The organism is Rhodopirellula sp. UH5 (genome assembly GCF_056839225.1).
The window spans coordinates 1,606,368-1,622,858 of record NZ_CM166390.1; the positions used below are offsets into that span (position 1 = coordinate 1,606,368).

Genomic DNA, 16,491 nt, shown 5'->3' on the forward strand with positions numbered 1-16,491 from the left:
GCACAGTCGCTGTGCGGGATGGACCATCACCGGGGTTCCAAACATCGAGAGAACGTGTGGGCACAAGAATCGCTTGGGAATGGTTGCTATCCGACGGCCGTCACCTTTGACTTGGCCATTCACTCCCTCGGCAATTCCAATGAGCACTCCAACAACCACCCACCGACTGCCCGCAGAACCTGACGCCCACGCTCTTTCTCGCCATTTCCGAACGGGGGTTCGGATTCTCTTGGCGGCGAGTTTGATCGGAACATGTGTGTCCCTATTTTTCTTTTCCGAGGTCGCCTACTTGGCCGCGATTCCAATCCCGTTCCTGTATGCCGTTTTGGCGTTCGTGAACTACTTGGAAGTGCGATCCCGAGCGACTGAACTGCGGGAACGCGGGCCAAATCGCCTCACCAAGGAAGAAATTGATGCGGATGTCGAAACCGCTGGGGTGATTCTGATGTTGAAGGTGCTGGGTGTGCTCGCCGCCGCCGCATTCATCATCGCAGCAGCCTTCTTTGAATGGCAATACGTGGGCATCATCGCCTCCGGATTGTTCTTCCTGGCCGTGCTGATCAACACGCCGTACTTGCCACTGTTCTTTGCGGAAGCCAAGCAAGATGAGTTGGACCACCTGCGGTCCGACAAGCAGGCATCCGAGTGAATCCCGCCAAGGCTGTCTTTGGATTTGCCAGCGATCGAATCGAACGATCCCATTGCTGGCCACCTTGTTATCAGCCGCACCTTGTTATCAGCCGAATATGGTCAAGAAGCCTGGCATGGGGCGAACCTTGGTTCCGGCAACCACCCCTGCTCGATGTACCAGCGAGCGGTTTGATCCAGTCGAGCTTGCAAGTCGCATCCAGGACGAAACCCCGTGTCCTGTTCAAAAGAGCGACCACTGCAAATCCAGGAACCTGCGGTCGCCTCGCGGGCCTTGTCCAGCCCCAGGATGTGAGCGCGTCGACGCACCTGGCTGGCAAACTCATTGATCGCGGCGATTGCCCACACCGCAGACTTGGGATTGTGCAGCACGCGCACATGATCGCGTCCCAAAGCTTGCCCGACCATTTGCCCCAATTCCGCGTACGTGGGCGATTCATCCGCCGCCACAAAGTACCGACCGACACTGGGATGTTTGGGGTCAAGGCGACGACCTTGTCTGGACGCCAAAATCAATGCGGCAGCCAGATCATCGCCATGGACAACCGAAAACCGCTCCTCTGAAAATCCGGGTACGAGGTGCAAGTTCCACCGTGCGATGCTGTCGAACATGGTCAAACCGTCGCGATCGGCTTCGCCCAAAACGATCGGCGGTCGAATGATGGTGATCGGAACATCGCCCGCAAACTCCGCCACCTCGACTTCGCCAGCCAATTTGCTGCGTCCATAGTTCGAAACCGGTTGCGGCTCGTCGGATTCAATGCGGGGGCAACTGCAGGTTGTCGGGCCAACCGCCGCCAACGAAGACACGTGCACCAACGTGGGCGGACTGCGCTGATGTGCGCAAGCGTGCGCGACCATTCGCGCGCCTTCCACATTGATCCGGTCCAAATCGCGTTTTCGTAGACTCTTCGTTGCTCCCGCCAAGTGGTAAACCACATCGACATCGGCCAGATACCTTGAAAACGATTCGGGGGCCGTGATATCGCCCATCACATATCGCGGCTTCATCTCGTCGAGTTGACTGGTGTCCGATGTTGGACGAACCAAGCAAGTCACCTCGTCCCCTGCATCACGAAGTTGACGAACCAGGTGGCCGCCAATGAAACCGCTGGCCCCGGTCACAAAAGCATGTGTCATGTTGTTTCTCTCAAGTGAAGTGTACCCGGCAACACGCATCGATCCCTCGTCAACACGAGCGCAATGACAACGCGTGATGGCCGGGCAAAGCAAGCAACGTGCCAGATCGAGCGTCACGGCACGCCAACTGCGTCCCACCCAGTCTCAGATCGATCTCCACTCACCACCCGTCTCAAGTCGCTGGCTCATCATGAAACCTCCCCTGGACAATCTGCTTGCCGAGATCCGCGACCTGGAAAAACTGGTCTCCGAGAAACTCCAACAAACACAGTCCAAGCTGACGTTCGACTTCGATCGAGGCCGCGCTGTCTTTTCAGCTGAAGTCAAAAAACGCCATCGCGCTCAGGCTCGCCGAGTCTGGCAAACGGTCTGGGAGTCACCGTTCCTGATGATTCTAACCGCGCCTGTGATCTATTCCTTGATCATCCCGCTGGCGTTGCTGGATCTCTTCGTGAGCGTTTACCAGTGGATCTGTTTTCCGGTGTACCACATCCCCCGCGTTCGTCGTGCAGAATACGTGGTGATCGATCGACACCTGCTGAACTATTTGAATGTGATTGAAAAACTCAACTGCGTTTACTGCGGGTACGGAAACGGTGTTCTGGCTTACGCGAGCGAAATCTCCTCTCGCACCGAGCAGTACTGGTGCCCAATCAAACACGCCAAACTCGGCAAGGGTTGTCACAGTCGTCAGTGCCTGTTCTGTGACTTTGGCGACGCCGATGGCTTCCGACGTGAATACGCGACTTTGCGAGAACAATTCCATGACATCGAAGCAGAGGACTTGGCCTCTGCCACGGGAAATTCCGGTGAGGAGACATCGCCTCTCAAACTGTGACCCCAACGGCGAATCGGGACACCATGATTCCGAGACTCTCAGCCGTTCAACTCAATGCACAGACAGTCCTGCGGTGAACACGTCTGAGATCGTGTCGATCCGAATCTCATGCGTGCGTGGAAGTGAATGCCGGCGGGTCACTGGCGGGAAAACTTTCGTCGCTTGCCTCGTCAATCCAATGATCTTCATGATCGTGCGTCACATCCGATTGCCACTTCACGGCTAAGTGAGCCGCGTCCGCTACCTTGGCGAGCAATTCAGAGTATCGATGAGGTGGCTCGCCGGATGCGAAGGCGTGGGCTTGGGATTCGAAGATCTTCTCTTCGGATTTGTCATTGGCAAGCGTCCGAGCACACCCCTGAACACGTTCGCACAGGGACTGCCATTCCGATTGGACAAATGGATCGTTCATTGGATGCCTCGCGTGTGAAATTCAAACAACCGCTGAGCGTGCAAAGTGCGAGCCAATCCCTACCCTAAATGTCGACATCCTTCAGAGAGTCGTTTCGACATCGACTTGCCCACGTGACTGGACCAGGGCATGAGCAGATGCGGACAGGGCCTGCGCGATCGCACACAGGGTGTGACAAAGATGACAGCCTGGCCGATGGACATTCCGTTGCAAATGATCTGTCCGGGAATTTGGTCCCAGGTTTGCGTTTGCAACATTGCATTGCTTTCACCATCCACTGAACAGGAACCCAACCATGTCCATCGAACTCAACGAAGTCGCCCAAGGCAAATTCTTGGAAGTCCACGTTTCCGGACAACTCGACCGGGAAACGTATCAACGCCTTGTCCCGGGTGCCGAGGAACAAATCGAGAAATACGGAAAGATTCGAGTGCTCTTTGCCATGCATGACTTTCACGGTTGGGACGCGGGCGCGTTGTGGGAAGACATCAAGTTTGACGCCAAGCATTTCCAAGACTTCGAACGCATCGCGATTGTTGGTGAACGCAAATGGGAACGTGCAATGGCAGTGTTCTGCAAACCATTCACCACCGCGTCGGTTCGCTACTATGACGAAAGCGAAATCGACGAAGCTCGTGAATGGTTGGTGGAAGACTGAACCAATTGGATTCCCCACACCGGCTCGGTGAACGCCGCCAAGGAACACGCCCCCTCGCTTCCCCCCTCGATGAACGACATCTCAATGAACGCCTGGGAACAAATTGAAGGTTCGCCTTTTCCTCTCGGCGCCACTTGGATCGCGAAAGAATCCTCGTTCAATTTCTCGCTCTATTCGCGACATGCCACCGCCGTGCATCTGTTGCTGTACCGACGAGACGATTTGGTTCATCCTGCGCGGGAGGTGGAGCTCAACTACTTGTGCAACAAGTCGGGCCCGGTTTGGCATTGCCGCGTCCACCGCGAACCCTCAGAGGATTGGTCGTACTACGCCTACCGCGTCGACGGGCCGGCGCCGCAAGGAGGCTACGACTTTCACGACTTCGACTTTGAAAAGATCCTGTTGGACCCGTTTGCCAAAGGCGTCTTCTTCCCTGAAACGTTTTCGCGCGACGCGGCCCGGCGTCCCGGATCGAACGCGGGCCAAGCCCCGCTGGGGATTCTGCCCCACCAAATTTGCGAATTCGATTGGCAAGGCGAACGATTGACTCGCCATGGCAGCGACCTCGTGATTTACGAGATGCATGTGCGTGGCTTCACCCGAAACCCAAACTCAGGTGTGGCCGAGGCGCACCGAGGAACGTTCCTGGGTGTTGTTGACAAAATCCCCTACCTGGTCGAATTGGGCGTGACGGCAGTGCAATTGATGCCAGTCTTCCAATTTGATCCAGACGACGGCGACTACTGGGGCTACATGCCCCTGAACTTTTTCTCGCCGCATCACGCCTACGCCACCGATCCATCCGCGTGCAACCAAAGAGAGGAGTTCTGCACGATGGTGAAGGCCCTCCACGCCGTGGGAATCGAGGTTCTCTTGGACGTCGTCTACAACCACACTTGTGAAGGTGATCACCGCGGGCCCATCTATTCTTTCAAAGGCATCGACAGCAGCACCGCCTACATGATGACAGGCAACCCAGAGTCTCCGTATGCCAACCACAGCGGCACAGGAAACACGTTGCACACGGCAAATCGGGCAGTTCGTCGAATGATTGTCGACAGCCTGCGGTTCTGGGACACTCACATGCACGTGGACGGATTTCGTTTCGACCTTGCATCCGTCTTCACTCGAAACAGCGACGGTTCGATCAACCTGGACGATCCCCCGATCGTCAGTGAAATTGGCACCGACGCAGACCTCAGCGACGATCGGTTGATCGCTGAACCTTGGGATGCTGACGGGCAGTTTCAGCTCGGACAAAAATTCCCAGGGCAACGTTGGATGCAGTGGAACGCCCACTACCGCGACACGATGCAGGGTTTCGTTCGCGGCGACCGTGGCATGGTGCCGGATTTGATGACGCGACTGTATGGCAGCTGTGATTTGTTTCCGGATGACCTTGCCCACGCTTTGCAGCCTTTGCTGAGCGTCAACTACATGACATCTCATGACGGCAGCACGCTGTACGACTTGACGGCGTACAACGAAAAACGCAATTGGGCCAACGGAAACAACAACACCGACGGAGCCACGGAATACAGTTGGGATTGCGGCTGGGAAGGTGACGAGGGGGTACCACCCGAGATTCTGCAGCTTCGCAAACAACAGGTCCGCAACTTCTTCTGTTTGTTGATGCTGTCCAATGGAACACCGATGTTTCGAATGGGTGACGAATTCCTTCAAACTCAGCGTGGGAACAACAACCCATACAACCAAGACAACGAAACAAGCTGGCTGGACTGGGATCGACGCGATGAGCATGCGGACATCTTCGACTTTGTCCGTGAATTGATCGCCTTTCGAAAGTCACATCCTTCGATCAGCCGCTCGCGGTTCTGGCGTGGCGACGTGCGCTGGTACGGGACCCGTCACGTGGTCGACATGTCCCCCGAATCGCGGCAACTCGCCTATGGCCTGCATGGCGAATCACAACAGGACACGGATCTCTATGTCATGATCAACGCTGGAACAGAAACGGTCGAATTTGGAATCCAAGAATGGGCGGTGGACAAGTGGCGTGTCGCCATCGACACCTCGCGCACCTCACTGGCGGAACTCGCGGAGACCCCATCCAGCCAATGCGTCGCGTCCCCCACCATGAATGTTCCCGCTCGGTCCATTTGCGTTCTTGTCGAACGATAGGTTGTTCCGTGCTTCCCTGCTTTTCACTTACGCTGTCGGTCGAAGCCGTGTTTCGGTTGGGCCGTGTCGTTGAAGAACGTTGATGAAGAATGCGGATCAGACGCTGGATTGAGCTGAATCGCTGGCCCCGAGGCTTGACCGAGAGACCTGCCCCTCGCCGCGGCGTCAAATTGAGCCCCCTTTGGGTTCGCCCCTACGATCAGTCATCTTGGTCAGCGTATGGCTGCGAGAATCGCTGCTTCGATCGCGAAAATTCCCCGGCGTTGGACGACGCACAACAACCGCAAGGCGGAAATCATGAACAATCGTTTGCAACTGGGAATCGCCGGGCTTGCCGTGGTCGCGATCGCGGTGCACTTGTGGATGCGTTTCGGGATGACGGTCGATGTCGACCTAGCTGGTATCGCGATGCATGACTGGCCGCTGGTGGTGGCACTCGTACTCGGGGGCATTCCGCTGGTCTGGAACCTGTTGGTCAAACTGTTTCGGGCCGAATTTGGATCGGACCTGTTGGCCGGCATCTCGATTGTGACCGGCGTGCTGCTGGGAGAATACTTGGCAGCCACCATTGTTGTTCTGATGCTTTCTGGTGGCGAAGCCCTGGAAGCCTACGCAGTTCGAAGTGCGTCCTCGGTGTTGCGTGCTTTAGCCAATCGCATGCCAGCGATCGCCCTTCGCCAAGTGGGAGATTCGACCGAAGAAATCCCACTGGACGAAATCGCCATTGGCGACACCATTTTGGTTCTGCCGCACAAGGTTTGCCCGGTGGATGCAACCGTGGTGACCGGGCACGGCACCATGGACGAGTCCTACTTGACCGGCGAACCGTACATGATGTCCAAAACACCTGGCTCGCAGGTGCTCTCGGGTGCAATCAATGGCGACTCCGCCCTGACGGTCCGGGCGGACAAGCGTGCTGTCGATTCACGCTACGCCAAGATCATGGAGGTGATGGAGTCGTCACAGCAGAACCGTCCCAAAATCCGCCGCCTTGGCGATCAACTCGGCTCTTTCTACACACCTCTCGCCGTCCTGATCGGTGTGGCGGCTTGGGTTGTCAGCGGTGATCCAGTTCGATTCTTGTCGGTGATGGTCGTGGCCACGCCCTGCCCTTTGTTGATCGCGATTCCAGTTGCGATTCTCGGTGCGATTTCGCTTTCAGCGCGACGTTCGATCATCATTCGCGATCCATCCGTTTTAGAACAAGTCGATCGCTGCAAGACGATGATCTTTGACAAAACCGGCACCTTGACCTACGGACGCCCCAAACTGGTCGAGCAATTGGTCGCTCCTGACCAGGATCCGGCGCGCGTGTTGACGTTGGTTGCCAGTCTGGAACGATACTCCAAGCACCCACTGGCGGAAGCAATCGTGTCCGCCGCAACCGAACGAAACACGACCTCATCGCAAAATGAGTTGTTCAGCGTTTCCGAAATCAGCGAGCCTCCCGGCGCGGGACTTCGGGGAATCGTCGATGGTCACGAAATGCAAATCACCAGCCGCAAGAAACTTCTTGCCAAGGGCGACGACTGGGCGGAACGATTGCCCGAACAAACTGGGGGCTTGGAATGCGTCATCTTGATCGATGGAGAATACGCCGCCACGTATCGACTGCGTGATTCACCCCGCAGTGAAGGCCATTCGTTCGTCGATCACCTGGATGCTCGTCATGGGGTCAAGCGAGTCATTTTGCTGTCTGGTGACCGAACCTCCGAAGTCGAATACCTCGGCAAACAAGTTGGGATCACCGAGTGTTTGGGCGATCAAAGTCCCGAAGACAAGTTGCGGTTTGTGACCGCGGAAACCCAAACGTCGAAAACGGTATTCGTTGGCGATGGCATCAATGATGCCCCCGCGCTGATGGCGGCAACGGTTGGCATCGCGTTCGGTCAAAACAGCGACGTGACCACGGAAGCAGCGGGCGCCGTCATTCTGGATTCCTCCTTGGCCAGAGTGGATGAACTGATGCACATCAGTCGGCGGATGCGGCGAATCGCTCTCCAAAGTGCCGTCGGTGGCATGACACTCAGCGTGATTGGAATGTTGATCGCCTCAGCCGGCTATCTGCCGCCAGTCGCGGGCGCAATCGCCCAAGAAGCCATCGACGTGGTTGCGGTGCTCAATGCACTGCGAGTCGCCTGGGCTCCAAAATCACTGACCGATTTCTGACCCCTGCCACCCAGTCAGCACGCCCGTCCAAGACGGCCTCATCCCCGATTGGACTTTCAGCTCAGCCGCTTGGTGAGCAACTGGTTCGTCACCGAACACAATCATGCAATCTTTCACGAGCAGAACCTTCCACGATGGATGTCAACGTTCGTCCTCATGACTTGATTCACAAACACCTCGTCCACTTCCGCCAACTTCTCGCGAGCAAAGAGTCCGCCTACGTGATGGACCAAGACGTGACTGGATTCACCTGAGGCATCACAAGCCTGCACCACCAAGCGATCCACCTCCGCCTTGCGTGTCATGTCGCCCTCAACCAGGATTGCGGTGCCACCTGCCTCTTCGATCTTGGCAACCGTTTCTTCGCCAGCCGCCCGGTTGCTGTGGTTGTTGACGACGACCTTTGCACGCGTTTCGGCCAACAGGATCGAACAGGAACGGCCAATGTCACGTGTGCCACCCATTACGATGGCGACGCTTCCTTGGAAACGGTTCATCAATGGCCCTGTTTGAAGTTGAAAAGACGGGGTAGTTTCTGGGGAAAAATGGCGTTGCAATTCCACGCCAAGTCCATCCAGCAAATGCGTCCGATTGTCTCTCGCGGAATCAGCATCGACGCACCGGCGACGACTTTGTACCGCATCACTCCTTGGTCCATCGAATAAAAACATCATGTCATTGCGACTGATCGAAATTGTCTTGCCCACCACGACGGTTCACCGAATGGACTCGGTCCTGAGCAGTGACACCGTGCTGGGGCGTTGGGACGACACCATCGACAACGACCATTCGTTGATCCGCATGTTGGTGCGTACGGAACAGTCCGAAGGGATGTTGGATCACTTGGCCAACCAGTTTTCCAGCTCAGAATCGTTTCGCGTGATGTTGCTTCCGGTGGAAGCCACTTTGCCGCGACCGCCTGAGCCCGTGGCAAAGGATGAAGCACAAACGAGTGAGTCATCGACTCAGCGGATCAGTCGAGACGAACTCTACGACGATGTTGTGGCCGGGGCAAAGCTGTCCAACGTCTTTATCGCACAAACGTTGCTGGCAACCGTGGTTGCTGCGATTGGTTTGCTGAGAAATGACACGGCAATCATCATTGGTGCGATGGTGATTGCGCCGCTGCTGGGCCCCAATGTTTCCCTGTGTCTGGCAACGACTCTCGGCGACATGGATTTGGCCAAGCGATCCTTGCGCACCAATGGGGCTGGATTGCTGGTCACCTTGCTCGCTTCTTTGATCATTGGCTTTCTGTTCAAAGTCGATCCGACGTCCACCGCCATCGCCGCACGCACCAACGTGAACTTGAGCGACGTGATCCTGGCCACCGCGTCGGGTTGTGCAGGCGTGCTGGCATTCACGACCGGCGCTCCAGCGTCACTCATTGGTGTGATGGTCGCGGTCGCGTTGCTGCCTCCGTTCACCGTGTTTGGGTTGATGCTCGCCGGCGGCGAACTGCATGCCGCTGGAGGTGCCCTGATGTTGCTGGCCATGAACGTCATTTGCGTCAACTTGGCTGGCGTCTTCACCTTCGCTGTCCAAGGCGTGCGACCGCGGACCTGGTGGGAATCCGAGCGAGCGAAACGAGCCATCCGGATTTCCCTTGCAACCTGGGTCACGCTGCTGACAATCTTGATCTTGTTGATCTATTTCGTGGTTCAAAAGCCGTGATCCATCCAGCGAGACGTTTCGAAAGCCGTTCACCGACGTGGCTCCGAAAACCACAGCGGCTTTCCCTCACTACAACGTCGAAAGGCACGTCGATGCCCGCACTTTCGATTGGAACGTCACGCATTCCGTTGCCGGAAGGTGAGTCGCGGCAATGGCTTGGCATAGCGATGTTTCCCAGCCAAGATCGGGCCCCCCTGAATCAGTTTCCTGGTTGCCCGAGGAGCGACCACTTTCGCCCTGGATCTCTTCGCACACAGACGACCAATCAACGGTGATTTCATGCACCGAAACGAGTTGGCGCGGGACATCCAACCATGCAAACGGCCACCATTGGCCACCACGTGGTAAAGGTTGGCGGTCCTTCTTTTGGAACGCGTCCGGTGAAGGGAATACTCTCGAACCGGTGTCCTCAATTCACTGAACCGTGGACGTTGCTCGGGGGGGCGTCTGCAAGCTCGGACCAGCGTCGCAAATCGATCAGCGAAATCATCGACGCGTTCCCAATCGGTGTAGTCGTAGTCCTGATCGAAATCGGTTTCCGCCCCCGCTCGCTGTGCAATTCGGTGCATGATTTGTCGCTTCAACCAGCCATACTTGGAATACTTGAGCGCTCCCGCGAAGCAGTCCATCACAGGCGGATTCCAAAGGGTGGATTGCAAGAACTCATTGGCTAACCTTTCAGCTTCCGCTCGCTCTTTCCGTTTCTTGCTAGCCGAGGCCAGGCTCACGGAGAAAAACGCCGTCGGGATTTCGTTCAGGAAATCCAAGTTGTGCTCGATGAAAAACCGAATCCGGGGGTCATGGCGACCAAAGTGCATGGGCGATCCGACCAACACGGCGTCGTACGCTTCGACTTGGATTTCAGTCGCAGAGTGTTGCACCACATCCAAGACATCACTGGGCATGCGATGGTGCAGCAACCGGCGATGGATCCTCTCGGCGATCTGTTCGGTTTGTCCCTCGTGAGACGCGAAGACAATGAGGTTGCGCATGATTGGGTGTCAGACTTTTTTTCAATGATGTGGTTGTGTGCGCTGCTAGATTCGGACTGCGTGCTGAATGGAGGCTTCCAAATCCCCGATGCTGATGGGTTTGACCAAATAGTCCACAATTCGGGGATTGTCGCTGACAGCTCCCTTCTCGTGCGAGGAGACGACAATGATCGGCACCGAAATGGCCTGTGAGATCTTCTCTGCCGCTGTCAAACCGTCCATCTTTGGCATCATGACATCGGTGATGACCAAATCAGGATGCTCCTGCTCGCACAAGGCAACCAGCTGCAGTCCGTCCTCGGCTGCCCCGACGACTTGATGCCCCAGACGGGGCAAGACGGCTTCGAAATAGTCACGGATGTCGGATTCGTCATCTGCCACCACGATCCGCAATGAACTTGATGGTGAATTCATATCTGTTTTCGAGGAATTGCAAGTTCGACACAGGCCCCACCTGTTGAGTTGTTACGGACTCCAATCGTTCCGAAGTGGGCCGTCATGATCCGTTTGGCAATCGCCATTCCCAACCCAGTTCCTTTCGGTTTGGTGGTAAAGAAAGCATCGAAGAGTTGTTTCTGTTGTTCTTTCGCGAGTCCCGGCCCATTGTCGCGAACCTGAATCAAGAGCGCTGGATCGCCCTCGATGTCACCCTCACGACAATGAACGGAAATCTCGATCGGATCCTCACAGGCAGCGAGCGCATTCTCAAACACATTGCGAAAGACCTGTTGCATCCGAAAGGGGTCAATGTCGCAGTTCACATCCACCGATGTTCCGCCATCCATCTGGGATGAATCCAGAAAAGTGACATCGCGTCCTTTCCATTCCGACTCCAGATTGGCCCAGGTTTGACGCCACACGCCGGCAACCGAGCAATCACAAAATTCCAGCTTCAATGGAGCAGCGTAACTTCGAAGCTCTTCAAACAACTGCTTCAAATCGTCCTTGGCTCGCGAGATGCGATCCAACTCCTTCACCATCTCGGAATTCTCGGGAACGTCAAAGCCGAGCATGTCGACTCCGATTTGAATTCGTTGCAGCGCGTTGCGACTCTCGTGTGCAATCGCAGACACCATCTCTCCCACGGCCGCCAACCGTGCTGATTGAATCAGCTTCTCTTGGACCGCTTTCAGCTCCGTGATGTCGTGTCCCACTGCCATGTGCCCCACTGCCTTCCCTTCCCCATCGATCAACTGAGTTGCATTCCAAAGGATACTACGACGCTCTCCTTCTCGGGTCACGCAAGACAGTTCGTAGCCTTTCAACGGATGTCCCTGGTTGACTCGTTTCGCCTCGGCGATCACGGCCTCCCTGGATGCCTCTTCCACAAACAGCTGATACGGATTCTGTCCCAACGCTTCGCTTCTCGAATAGCCAAGAACTCGCGTGGCCCCTGAATTCCACTCCGTGATCTTGTGGTCGAGGGAAACACAGACGATCAAGCTGTTCGCCGTTTCAATCACCGATCGGTAGCGTTGTTCGCGGTCCCGAAGTTCGATCGTCGCGGCTTCTCGATCCGTCACATCGGTCGCATAGCCTTCCAGAGCAATTGCAATTCCGTTCTCATCATAAATTGCCTGCCCGTGTTCCCAAATCCAGCGTAGGGAACCATCTCGGTGGATAATTCGAAACTTCAGTTGATACGGACGTCGCTCCGCGATCGCTTGAGCAATTTCACTTCTCAGCCGACCAATGTCACGGGGGTCCACGGTGGTGATCCAGCGGACTTTTTTCGATCGAAAATCATCCGCCGAATAGCCGGTGATCGCCTCGATTCCTTCACTGATCAATTCAATGCTGAAGTCTTCATCAATGTGACAACGAAACGCCGCCCCCAAGAGATTGCTCAACAACATCGAGTGTTGTCGACGAGTCTCACGGAGCTCTCGCTCCGATCGTTTGCTCGACGTCATGTCTTTTTGCACTTCCACGATCTGCACGATTTTGCCAGCTGCATCGTGAACCGGCGACATGGTCAACGCGACATCGATGAGCTGGCCATCTCGCGTGCAACGGACAGTGCTGAAGTGCTCGATTCGTTCCCCGTTGCGCAGTCTCTTTTGATATTCCCTTTGTTCCGCTCGGCGGTCCGCTGGAACCAACATCTCAATCGACCTGCCAATCGCTTCTCCTTGGGAGTATCCGTAAATCCGTTCGGCTGCTGGATTCCAACTTTGAATCACACCATTCAGATTTTTTGAGATCACCACGTCGTCGGTCGAGTTGACGATCGCCGCCAATTGGCGGTCACGCTCTTCACCTCGGTGTCGCTCAATCGCCAACGCGGCGAGCTTCGCACACTCATTGACCAAAATTAGATCGTCGTGCTCAGGGCTTCGCGGTGTTTGATAGTACATCCCAAAAGTCCCCAGGATCTCACCCTCTCCGGATAAAATCGGCTCGGACCAGCAGGCCCTCAATCCCGTCGCGCGGACCAATTCGCGATACGGTTTCCAATTGGGATGAGTGAAAAGATCTTCGATCACCACTCGCTCTCCCGTGCACGCCGCCATCCCACAGGATCCCACGCGTGGACCAATCTCCAGACCATCCATTGCTTTCACATAGCGATCGGGAAGCGAAACACTGGCGGCCAACTGCAACTGCTTCGCTTGGGAGTCGAGCAGCATCACTGACCCCAGCATGCCCTCCCGTGATTCTTCGGCCAGTTCCACCAACTTGGTCAGCGTGATCTCCAGCGATTCGCCTCGCAGCAGATCCTCCAAGATCCTTGAGTGCCGCTCCACTTTCAAACCTGGCAACTGAACCTCGTCTGACAACGGTGTTTGGTTGAGAGCCTCGATGGATGGACGGGTCATGCAACGAACAGTGGTGGAGGATCTGGACATAAGACGAATCAAGAACGGGCAGGACGACGTCACCGCAAACTTCGCGAGGAATCGTTCCCAAACACGACTGGGTGGCGTTTGAAACGCTCTTCGTGAGCGATTCGGTTCGCAGTTTGCGTACCCACCTCCGTGACAAAACTGGCCAACACGCATTTCCCAATCAATCGCCCGGCGGATCACGTCCAGCAGGCTCGTACGAAACAAACTGCATTTGCCGTTTTCGCGTTGGAGAAAGCCTTCTCTTGCCGAGGAGACCGCCCCCATTGGGCAAAACGCAATTCGTCCAATCATTTCCGCAGACGGACTCTGGCAGGCTGCGATCGAACGTCAAAGTGTGCACGGGAGATCACCCGGTGTGCTCATCCGGCCACATTTCATGAAAGCCACTCGATGAATGAAACACTCAGCATCCTGTTTGTTGACGACGAGGAAGACTTCGGCGAAGGCTGTGCGCGCTGGTTCGAGCGGAAGGGGTATCGAGTGGCCCAATCGACCAGCGGCCAAGATGCCCTGGACCTGTGCGGCCACCACGACTTCGAGATCGCGATCCTGGATTGGAACATGCCAGGTCTGAGCGGATTGGAACTGGTGCAGCGAATGTGCGAATCCAATCCCGACACGGAGATCATCGTGTTGACGGGTGCAGGAACAATTCACAACGCCGTCGAGTCGATGCGTTTGGGCGTGTTCGACTTTCAGACCAAACCATTTCCGATGGACGAACTGGAACGTCGTTGCCGGGCCGCCTTCGAACGCCGGAAACTCCGAAAAGAAAACACTCAACTTCGCGAGGTCATCACGCGTTCGACGAAGAAGACAAGAGGGATGATCGGCCACTCGGCGCCCATGCAAAAACTGATGGCGTTGATCGACCGTGTCGCTCCCACCGAAAAGTCCGTGTTGATCCAAGGGGAAAGCGGAACTGGCAAAGAACTCGTTGCCGCCGCGATTCACTCCGGCAGCCCGCGATCCGACAAACCCTTGGTGACGGTCAACTGCGCCGCCCTGCCTGAACAATTGGTCGAAAGCGAATTGTTTGGACATGAAAAAGGATCATTCACGGGCGCCACTGCGATGAAACCAGGCCTGTTCGAGGTCGCAGACGGCAGCACGTTGTTCATCGATGAAATCGGCGAGATGCCATTGGCGTTGCAACCGAAATTGCTACGTGTGTTGGAGGACGGATCACTGCGCCGAATCGGATCCGCCAAGGAGCGACACGTGGACGTCCGCATTGTCGCCGCCACCAACCGAAACATGGAAAACGAAGTGGCTGAGGGACGCTTCCGAGAAGATTTGTATTACCGAATCAACGTGATGTCCTTGGAACTCTCACCGCTGCGTCACCGTGGAGAGGACATCGAACTGTTGATCCAGCACTTTCTTGGAACCGAATTTGAGCTGGACGAGGAAGCCCAGGCGGCCTTGCTGTCCTATGAATGGCCGGGGAATGTCCGGCAACTGATCAATGTGATCGAACGCGCCAAAATCCTGGCGGACGATCAACTGCTCACCATGGAAGATCTCCCCAAGGAATTGCAGCGTCCCCCGATCGATCACGAGGCTCCCTTGGAACTGGCGGGATCGTTGCAGGTCCTGCAGCGGGATCACATCACCGAAGTGTTGCTGCGTGAAAACGGTAACAAATCCAAAACCGCTCGCGTCCTTGGGATCGAACGGCGGAAACTGTACCGGATGATGAAATCGCACGGGATCGGCTGAAGACTCCATTGGATTCGCGTCCCATCCGCACACCTGCAAGCGTGCACATTCACCGGAGTGCACACTCGTTGGTGTGCATCGTTGGCCCAGTGCGTGCAAACGATGAGCAATCTCCTCTGAAACAGTCGTGGCCTTGAATTTGCTTTGAATGAGGCATCGCACCTCCTTTCAAACAACAACTCCAATGTCCAAACGTCTTCTCCTGTCGTTCCTGATGGTCGCCGCCGGTGTTGGTGGTTGGGCTTGGTGGCGAACCGAACGCGCCGAACAAATCTCTCAGGCTTTGCCTGCGGAAATCGTGCAGGGCAATGGCCGCATCGAAGCGGTCCAGGTGGATGTTGCGGCCAAGTACGCTGGCCGCGTGTCTGAGATCACCGTTCACGAAGGTGACATGGTCAAGCCAGGTCAAACGCTCGTCAAGATCGACACGGCTGAACTGCGAGCCACGATGGCCAAAGCGAAAGCACAACGAGCCGAAGCCGTCGAATCACTCGCAGAAGCCGAAGCTGAAATCGTCCGCTACGAAAGCGAACTGCTGCTAGCTGACCGAAACTTGCAACGCACGGCCAAATTGATGGCTCAAAACGCAGCATCGCAAGAAGAGTACGACACACGAAAAAGCCAGCTTGATTCGGCCAAAGCCATTTTGAAGGTCGCAGAAGCACATCGCCGCACGTCGCAACGAGCCATCGAGGCGGTCGATGCTGAAATCGAACGCATTCAAACCCAACTTGACGACTTCACCCTGCGTTCGACCGTCGATGGCCGTGTGCTCTACCGCCTTGCAGAGGAGGGCGAGGTTGTCTCGGCAGGCGGCAAGGTGCTGACTCTGCTCGACCTGAGCGACATCTACATGGAAATCTTCTTGCCGTCCGAGTACACGTCTCAACTCTCGATTCACGCCGACGCTCGCATCGCACTCGACTTTGCACCGCAGTACACCATCCCGGCGACCGTGAGCTTCGTTTCCCCTGAAGCCCAATTCACGCCCAAACAAGTCGAAACGATGAAGGAACGCGACAAATTGATGTTTCGCGTGAAGGTTCAAATCCCCCGTGAACTTGTGAAAAAGCACATTGAAAAGGTGAAGACCGGAGTCCGAGGCGTGGCCTATGTGAAGTTGGATCCCGATGTTCCTTGGCCAGAACGTTTGAATCAACGATTTCCGCAAGCCATCGAGTTCGACAGAGAATCGTTGGAAGATGCGAAGTCTGACGAAGCAACTGCGAACGCCTCATGAACTCAGA

The 16,491-nt window shown here is 55.9% G+C and carries 14 protein-coding genes; 8 read left to right on the plus strand and 6 right to left on the minus strand.

From position 1 onward, the window contains the following. The first annotated feature begins 256 nt into the window (after positions 1–256). Positions 257–649, plus strand: a complete 393-nt coding sequence (locus UH5x_RS05930; protein ID WP_482635073.1) for a hypothetical protein — start codon at positions 257–259, stop codon at positions 647–649. 101 nt (positions 650–750) lie between these two features. On the opposite strand, the gene UH5x_RS05935 is transcribed toward UH5x_RS05930, so the two are convergent. Next, positions 751–1,788: an NAD-dependent epimerase/dehydratase family protein gene (locus tag UH5x_RS05935; protein ID WP_482635074.1), complete on the minus strand. Its 1,038-nt coding sequence runs from the start codon at positions 1,786–1,788 to the stop codon at positions 751–753. A 190-nt stretch (positions 1,789–1,978) separates the two neighbouring features. On the opposite strand from UH5x_RS05935, the gene UH5x_RS05940 reads away from it, so the two are divergent. Next, on the plus strand, positions 1,979–2,626 hold the full coding sequence (locus tag UH5x_RS05940) for a hypothetical protein (RefSeq protein ID WP_047814165.1): 648 nt from the start codon (positions 1,979–1,981) through the stop codon (positions 2,624–2,626). A gap of 106 nt (positions 2,627–2,732) precedes the next feature. Here the strand turns inward: UH5x_RS05940 and UH5x_RS05945 are convergent, their stop codons facing one another. Continuing rightward, positions 2,733–3,038 (minus strand): hypothetical protein, encoded by a 306-nt coding sequence (locus tag UH5x_RS05945; protein WP_047813927.1) that lies wholly within the window; start codon positions 3,036–3,038, stop codon positions 2,733–2,735. A gap of 295 nt (positions 3,039–3,333) precedes the next feature. On the opposite strand from UH5x_RS05945, the gene UH5x_RS05950 reads away from it, so the two are divergent. The 3 genes from UH5x_RS05950 (at position 3,334) to UH5x_RS05960 (ending at position 8,007) form a co-directional block, all read left to right on the plus strand. After that, positions 3,334–3,696 (plus strand): SpoIIAA family protein, encoded by a 363-nt coding sequence (locus tag UH5x_RS05950; protein WP_482635075.1) that lies wholly within the window; start codon positions 3,334–3,336, stop codon positions 3,694–3,696. 69 nt (positions 3,697–3,765) lie between these two features. Beyond that, the gene (locus UH5x_RS05955) at positions 3,766–5,838 is read left to right on the plus strand and encodes a glycogen debranching protein (protein WP_482635076.1); all 2,073 of its coding nucleotides are present in this window, start codon (positions 3,766–3,768) and stop codon (positions 5,836–5,838) included. Between the two features lie 297 nt (positions 5,839–6,135). Next, complete coding sequence (locus UH5x_RS05960) at positions 6,136–8,007, plus strand: heavy metal translocating P-type ATPase (RefSeq protein ID WP_482635077.1); 1,872 nt, start codon at positions 6,136–6,138, stop codon at positions 8,005–8,007. A 113-nt stretch (positions 8,008–8,120) separates the two neighbouring features. Here UH5x_RS05960 and UH5x_RS05965 read toward each other — a convergent pair whose 3' ends face one another. Next, entirely contained in the window at positions 8,121–8,504 is a 384-nt protein-coding gene (locus tag UH5x_RS05965; protein WP_482635078.1) for an SDR family NAD(P)-dependent oxidoreductase, read from the minus strand. Positions 8,505–8,679: 175 nt separating this feature from the next. Between UH5x_RS05965 and UH5x_RS05970 the strand changes: the two genes are divergently transcribed. After that, on the plus strand, positions 8,680–9,681 hold the full coding sequence (locus UH5x_RS05970; protein ID WP_047813924.1) for a TIGR00341 family protein: 1,002 nt from the start codon (positions 8,680–8,682) through the stop codon (positions 9,679–9,681). Positions 9,682–9,797: 116 nt separating this feature from the next. Here UH5x_RS05970 and hemG read toward each other — a convergent pair whose 3' ends face one another. The 3 genes from hemG to UH5x_RS05985 are packed head-to-tail and all read right to left on the minus strand — an operon-like array spanning position 9,798 to position 13,492. Then, positions 9,798–10,673 (minus strand): menaquinone-dependent protoporphyrinogen IX dehydrogenase, encoded by an 876-nt coding sequence (hemG, locus tag UH5x_RS05975; protein WP_047813923.1) that lies wholly within the window; start codon positions 10,671–10,673, stop codon positions 9,798–9,800. A 45-nt stretch (positions 10,674–10,718) separates the two neighbouring features. Continuing rightward, positions 10,719–11,087 (minus strand): response regulator, encoded by a 369-nt coding sequence (locus UH5x_RS05980; RefSeq protein WP_047813922.1) that lies wholly within the window; start codon positions 11,085–11,087, stop codon positions 10,719–10,721. Further along, on the minus strand, positions 11,084–13,492 hold the full coding sequence (locus UH5x_RS05985; RefSeq protein WP_482635079.1) for a PAS domain S-box protein: 2,409 nt from the start codon (positions 13,490–13,492) through the stop codon (positions 11,084–11,086). Before UH5x_RS05985 ends, UH5x_RS05980 begins: the two co-directional genes overlap by 4 nt. Positions 13,493–13,912: 420 nt before the next feature. Here UH5x_RS05985 and UH5x_RS05990 point away from each other — a divergent pair, with 420 nt between their 5' ends. Together UH5x_RS05990 and UH5x_RS05995 are read left to right on the plus strand one after the other, a co-directional pair. Continuing rightward, on the plus strand, positions 13,913–15,244 hold the full coding sequence (locus UH5x_RS05990; RefSeq protein WP_047813921.1) for a sigma-54-dependent transcriptional regulator: 1,332 nt from the start codon (positions 13,913–13,915) through the stop codon (positions 15,242–15,244). Between the two features lie 184 nt (positions 15,245–15,428). Then, positions 15,429–16,484: an HlyD family secretion protein gene (locus tag UH5x_RS05995; RefSeq protein ID WP_482635080.1), complete on the plus strand. Its 1,056-nt coding sequence runs from the start codon at positions 15,429–15,431 to the stop codon at positions 16,482–16,484. Positions 16,485–16,491: the final 7 nt, after the last annotated feature.

Coding starts and splice junctions, on each gene's coding strand:
- UH5x_RS05935 (WP_482635074.1), bottom strand. CDS start 1,788: ATGACACATGCTTTTGTGACCGGGGCCAGCGGTTTCATTGGCGGCCAC.
- UH5x_RS05940 (WP_047814165.1), top strand. CDS start 1,979: ATGAAACCTCCCCTGGACAATCTGCTTGCCGAGATCCGCGACCTGGAA.
- UH5x_RS05945 (WP_047813927.1), bottom strand. CDS start 3,038: ATGAACGATCCATTTGTCCAATCGGAATGGCAGTCCCTGTGCGAACGT.
- UH5x_RS05950 (WP_482635075.1), top strand. CDS start 3,334: ATGTCCATCGAACTCAACGAAGTCGCCCAAGGCAAATTCTTGGAAGTC.
- UH5x_RS05955 (WP_482635076.1), top strand. CDS start 3,766: ATGAACGACATCTCAATGAACGCCTGGGAACAAATTGAAGGTTCGCCT.
- UH5x_RS05960 (WP_482635077.1), top strand. CDS start 6,136: ATGAACAATCGTTTGCAACTGGGAATCGCCGGGCTTGCCGTGGTCGCG.
- UH5x_RS05965 (WP_482635078.1), bottom strand. CDS start 8,504: ATGAACCGTTTCCAAGGAAGCGTCGCCATCGTAATGGGTGGCACACGT.
- UH5x_RS05970 (WP_047813924.1), top strand. CDS start 8,680: ATGTCATTGCGACTGATCGAAATTGTCTTGCCCACCACGACGGTTCAC.
- hemG (WP_047813923.1), bottom strand. CDS start 10,673: ATGCGCAACCTCATTGTCTTCGCGTCTCACGAGGGACAAACCGAACAG.
- UH5x_RS05980 (WP_047813922.1), bottom strand. CDS start 11,087: ATGAATTCACCATCAAGTTCATTGCGGATCGTGGTGGCAGATGACGAA.
- UH5x_RS05985 (WP_482635079.1), bottom strand. CDS start 13,492: ATGACCCGTCCATCCATCGAGGCTCTCAACCAAACACCGTTGTCAGAC.
- UH5x_RS05990 (WP_047813921.1), top strand. CDS start 13,913: ATGAATGAAACACTCAGCATCCTGTTTGTTGACGACGAGGAAGACTTC.
- UH5x_RS05995 (WP_482635080.1), top strand. CDS start 15,429: ATGTCCAAACGTCTTCTCCTGTCGTTCCTGATGGTCGCCGCCGGTGTT.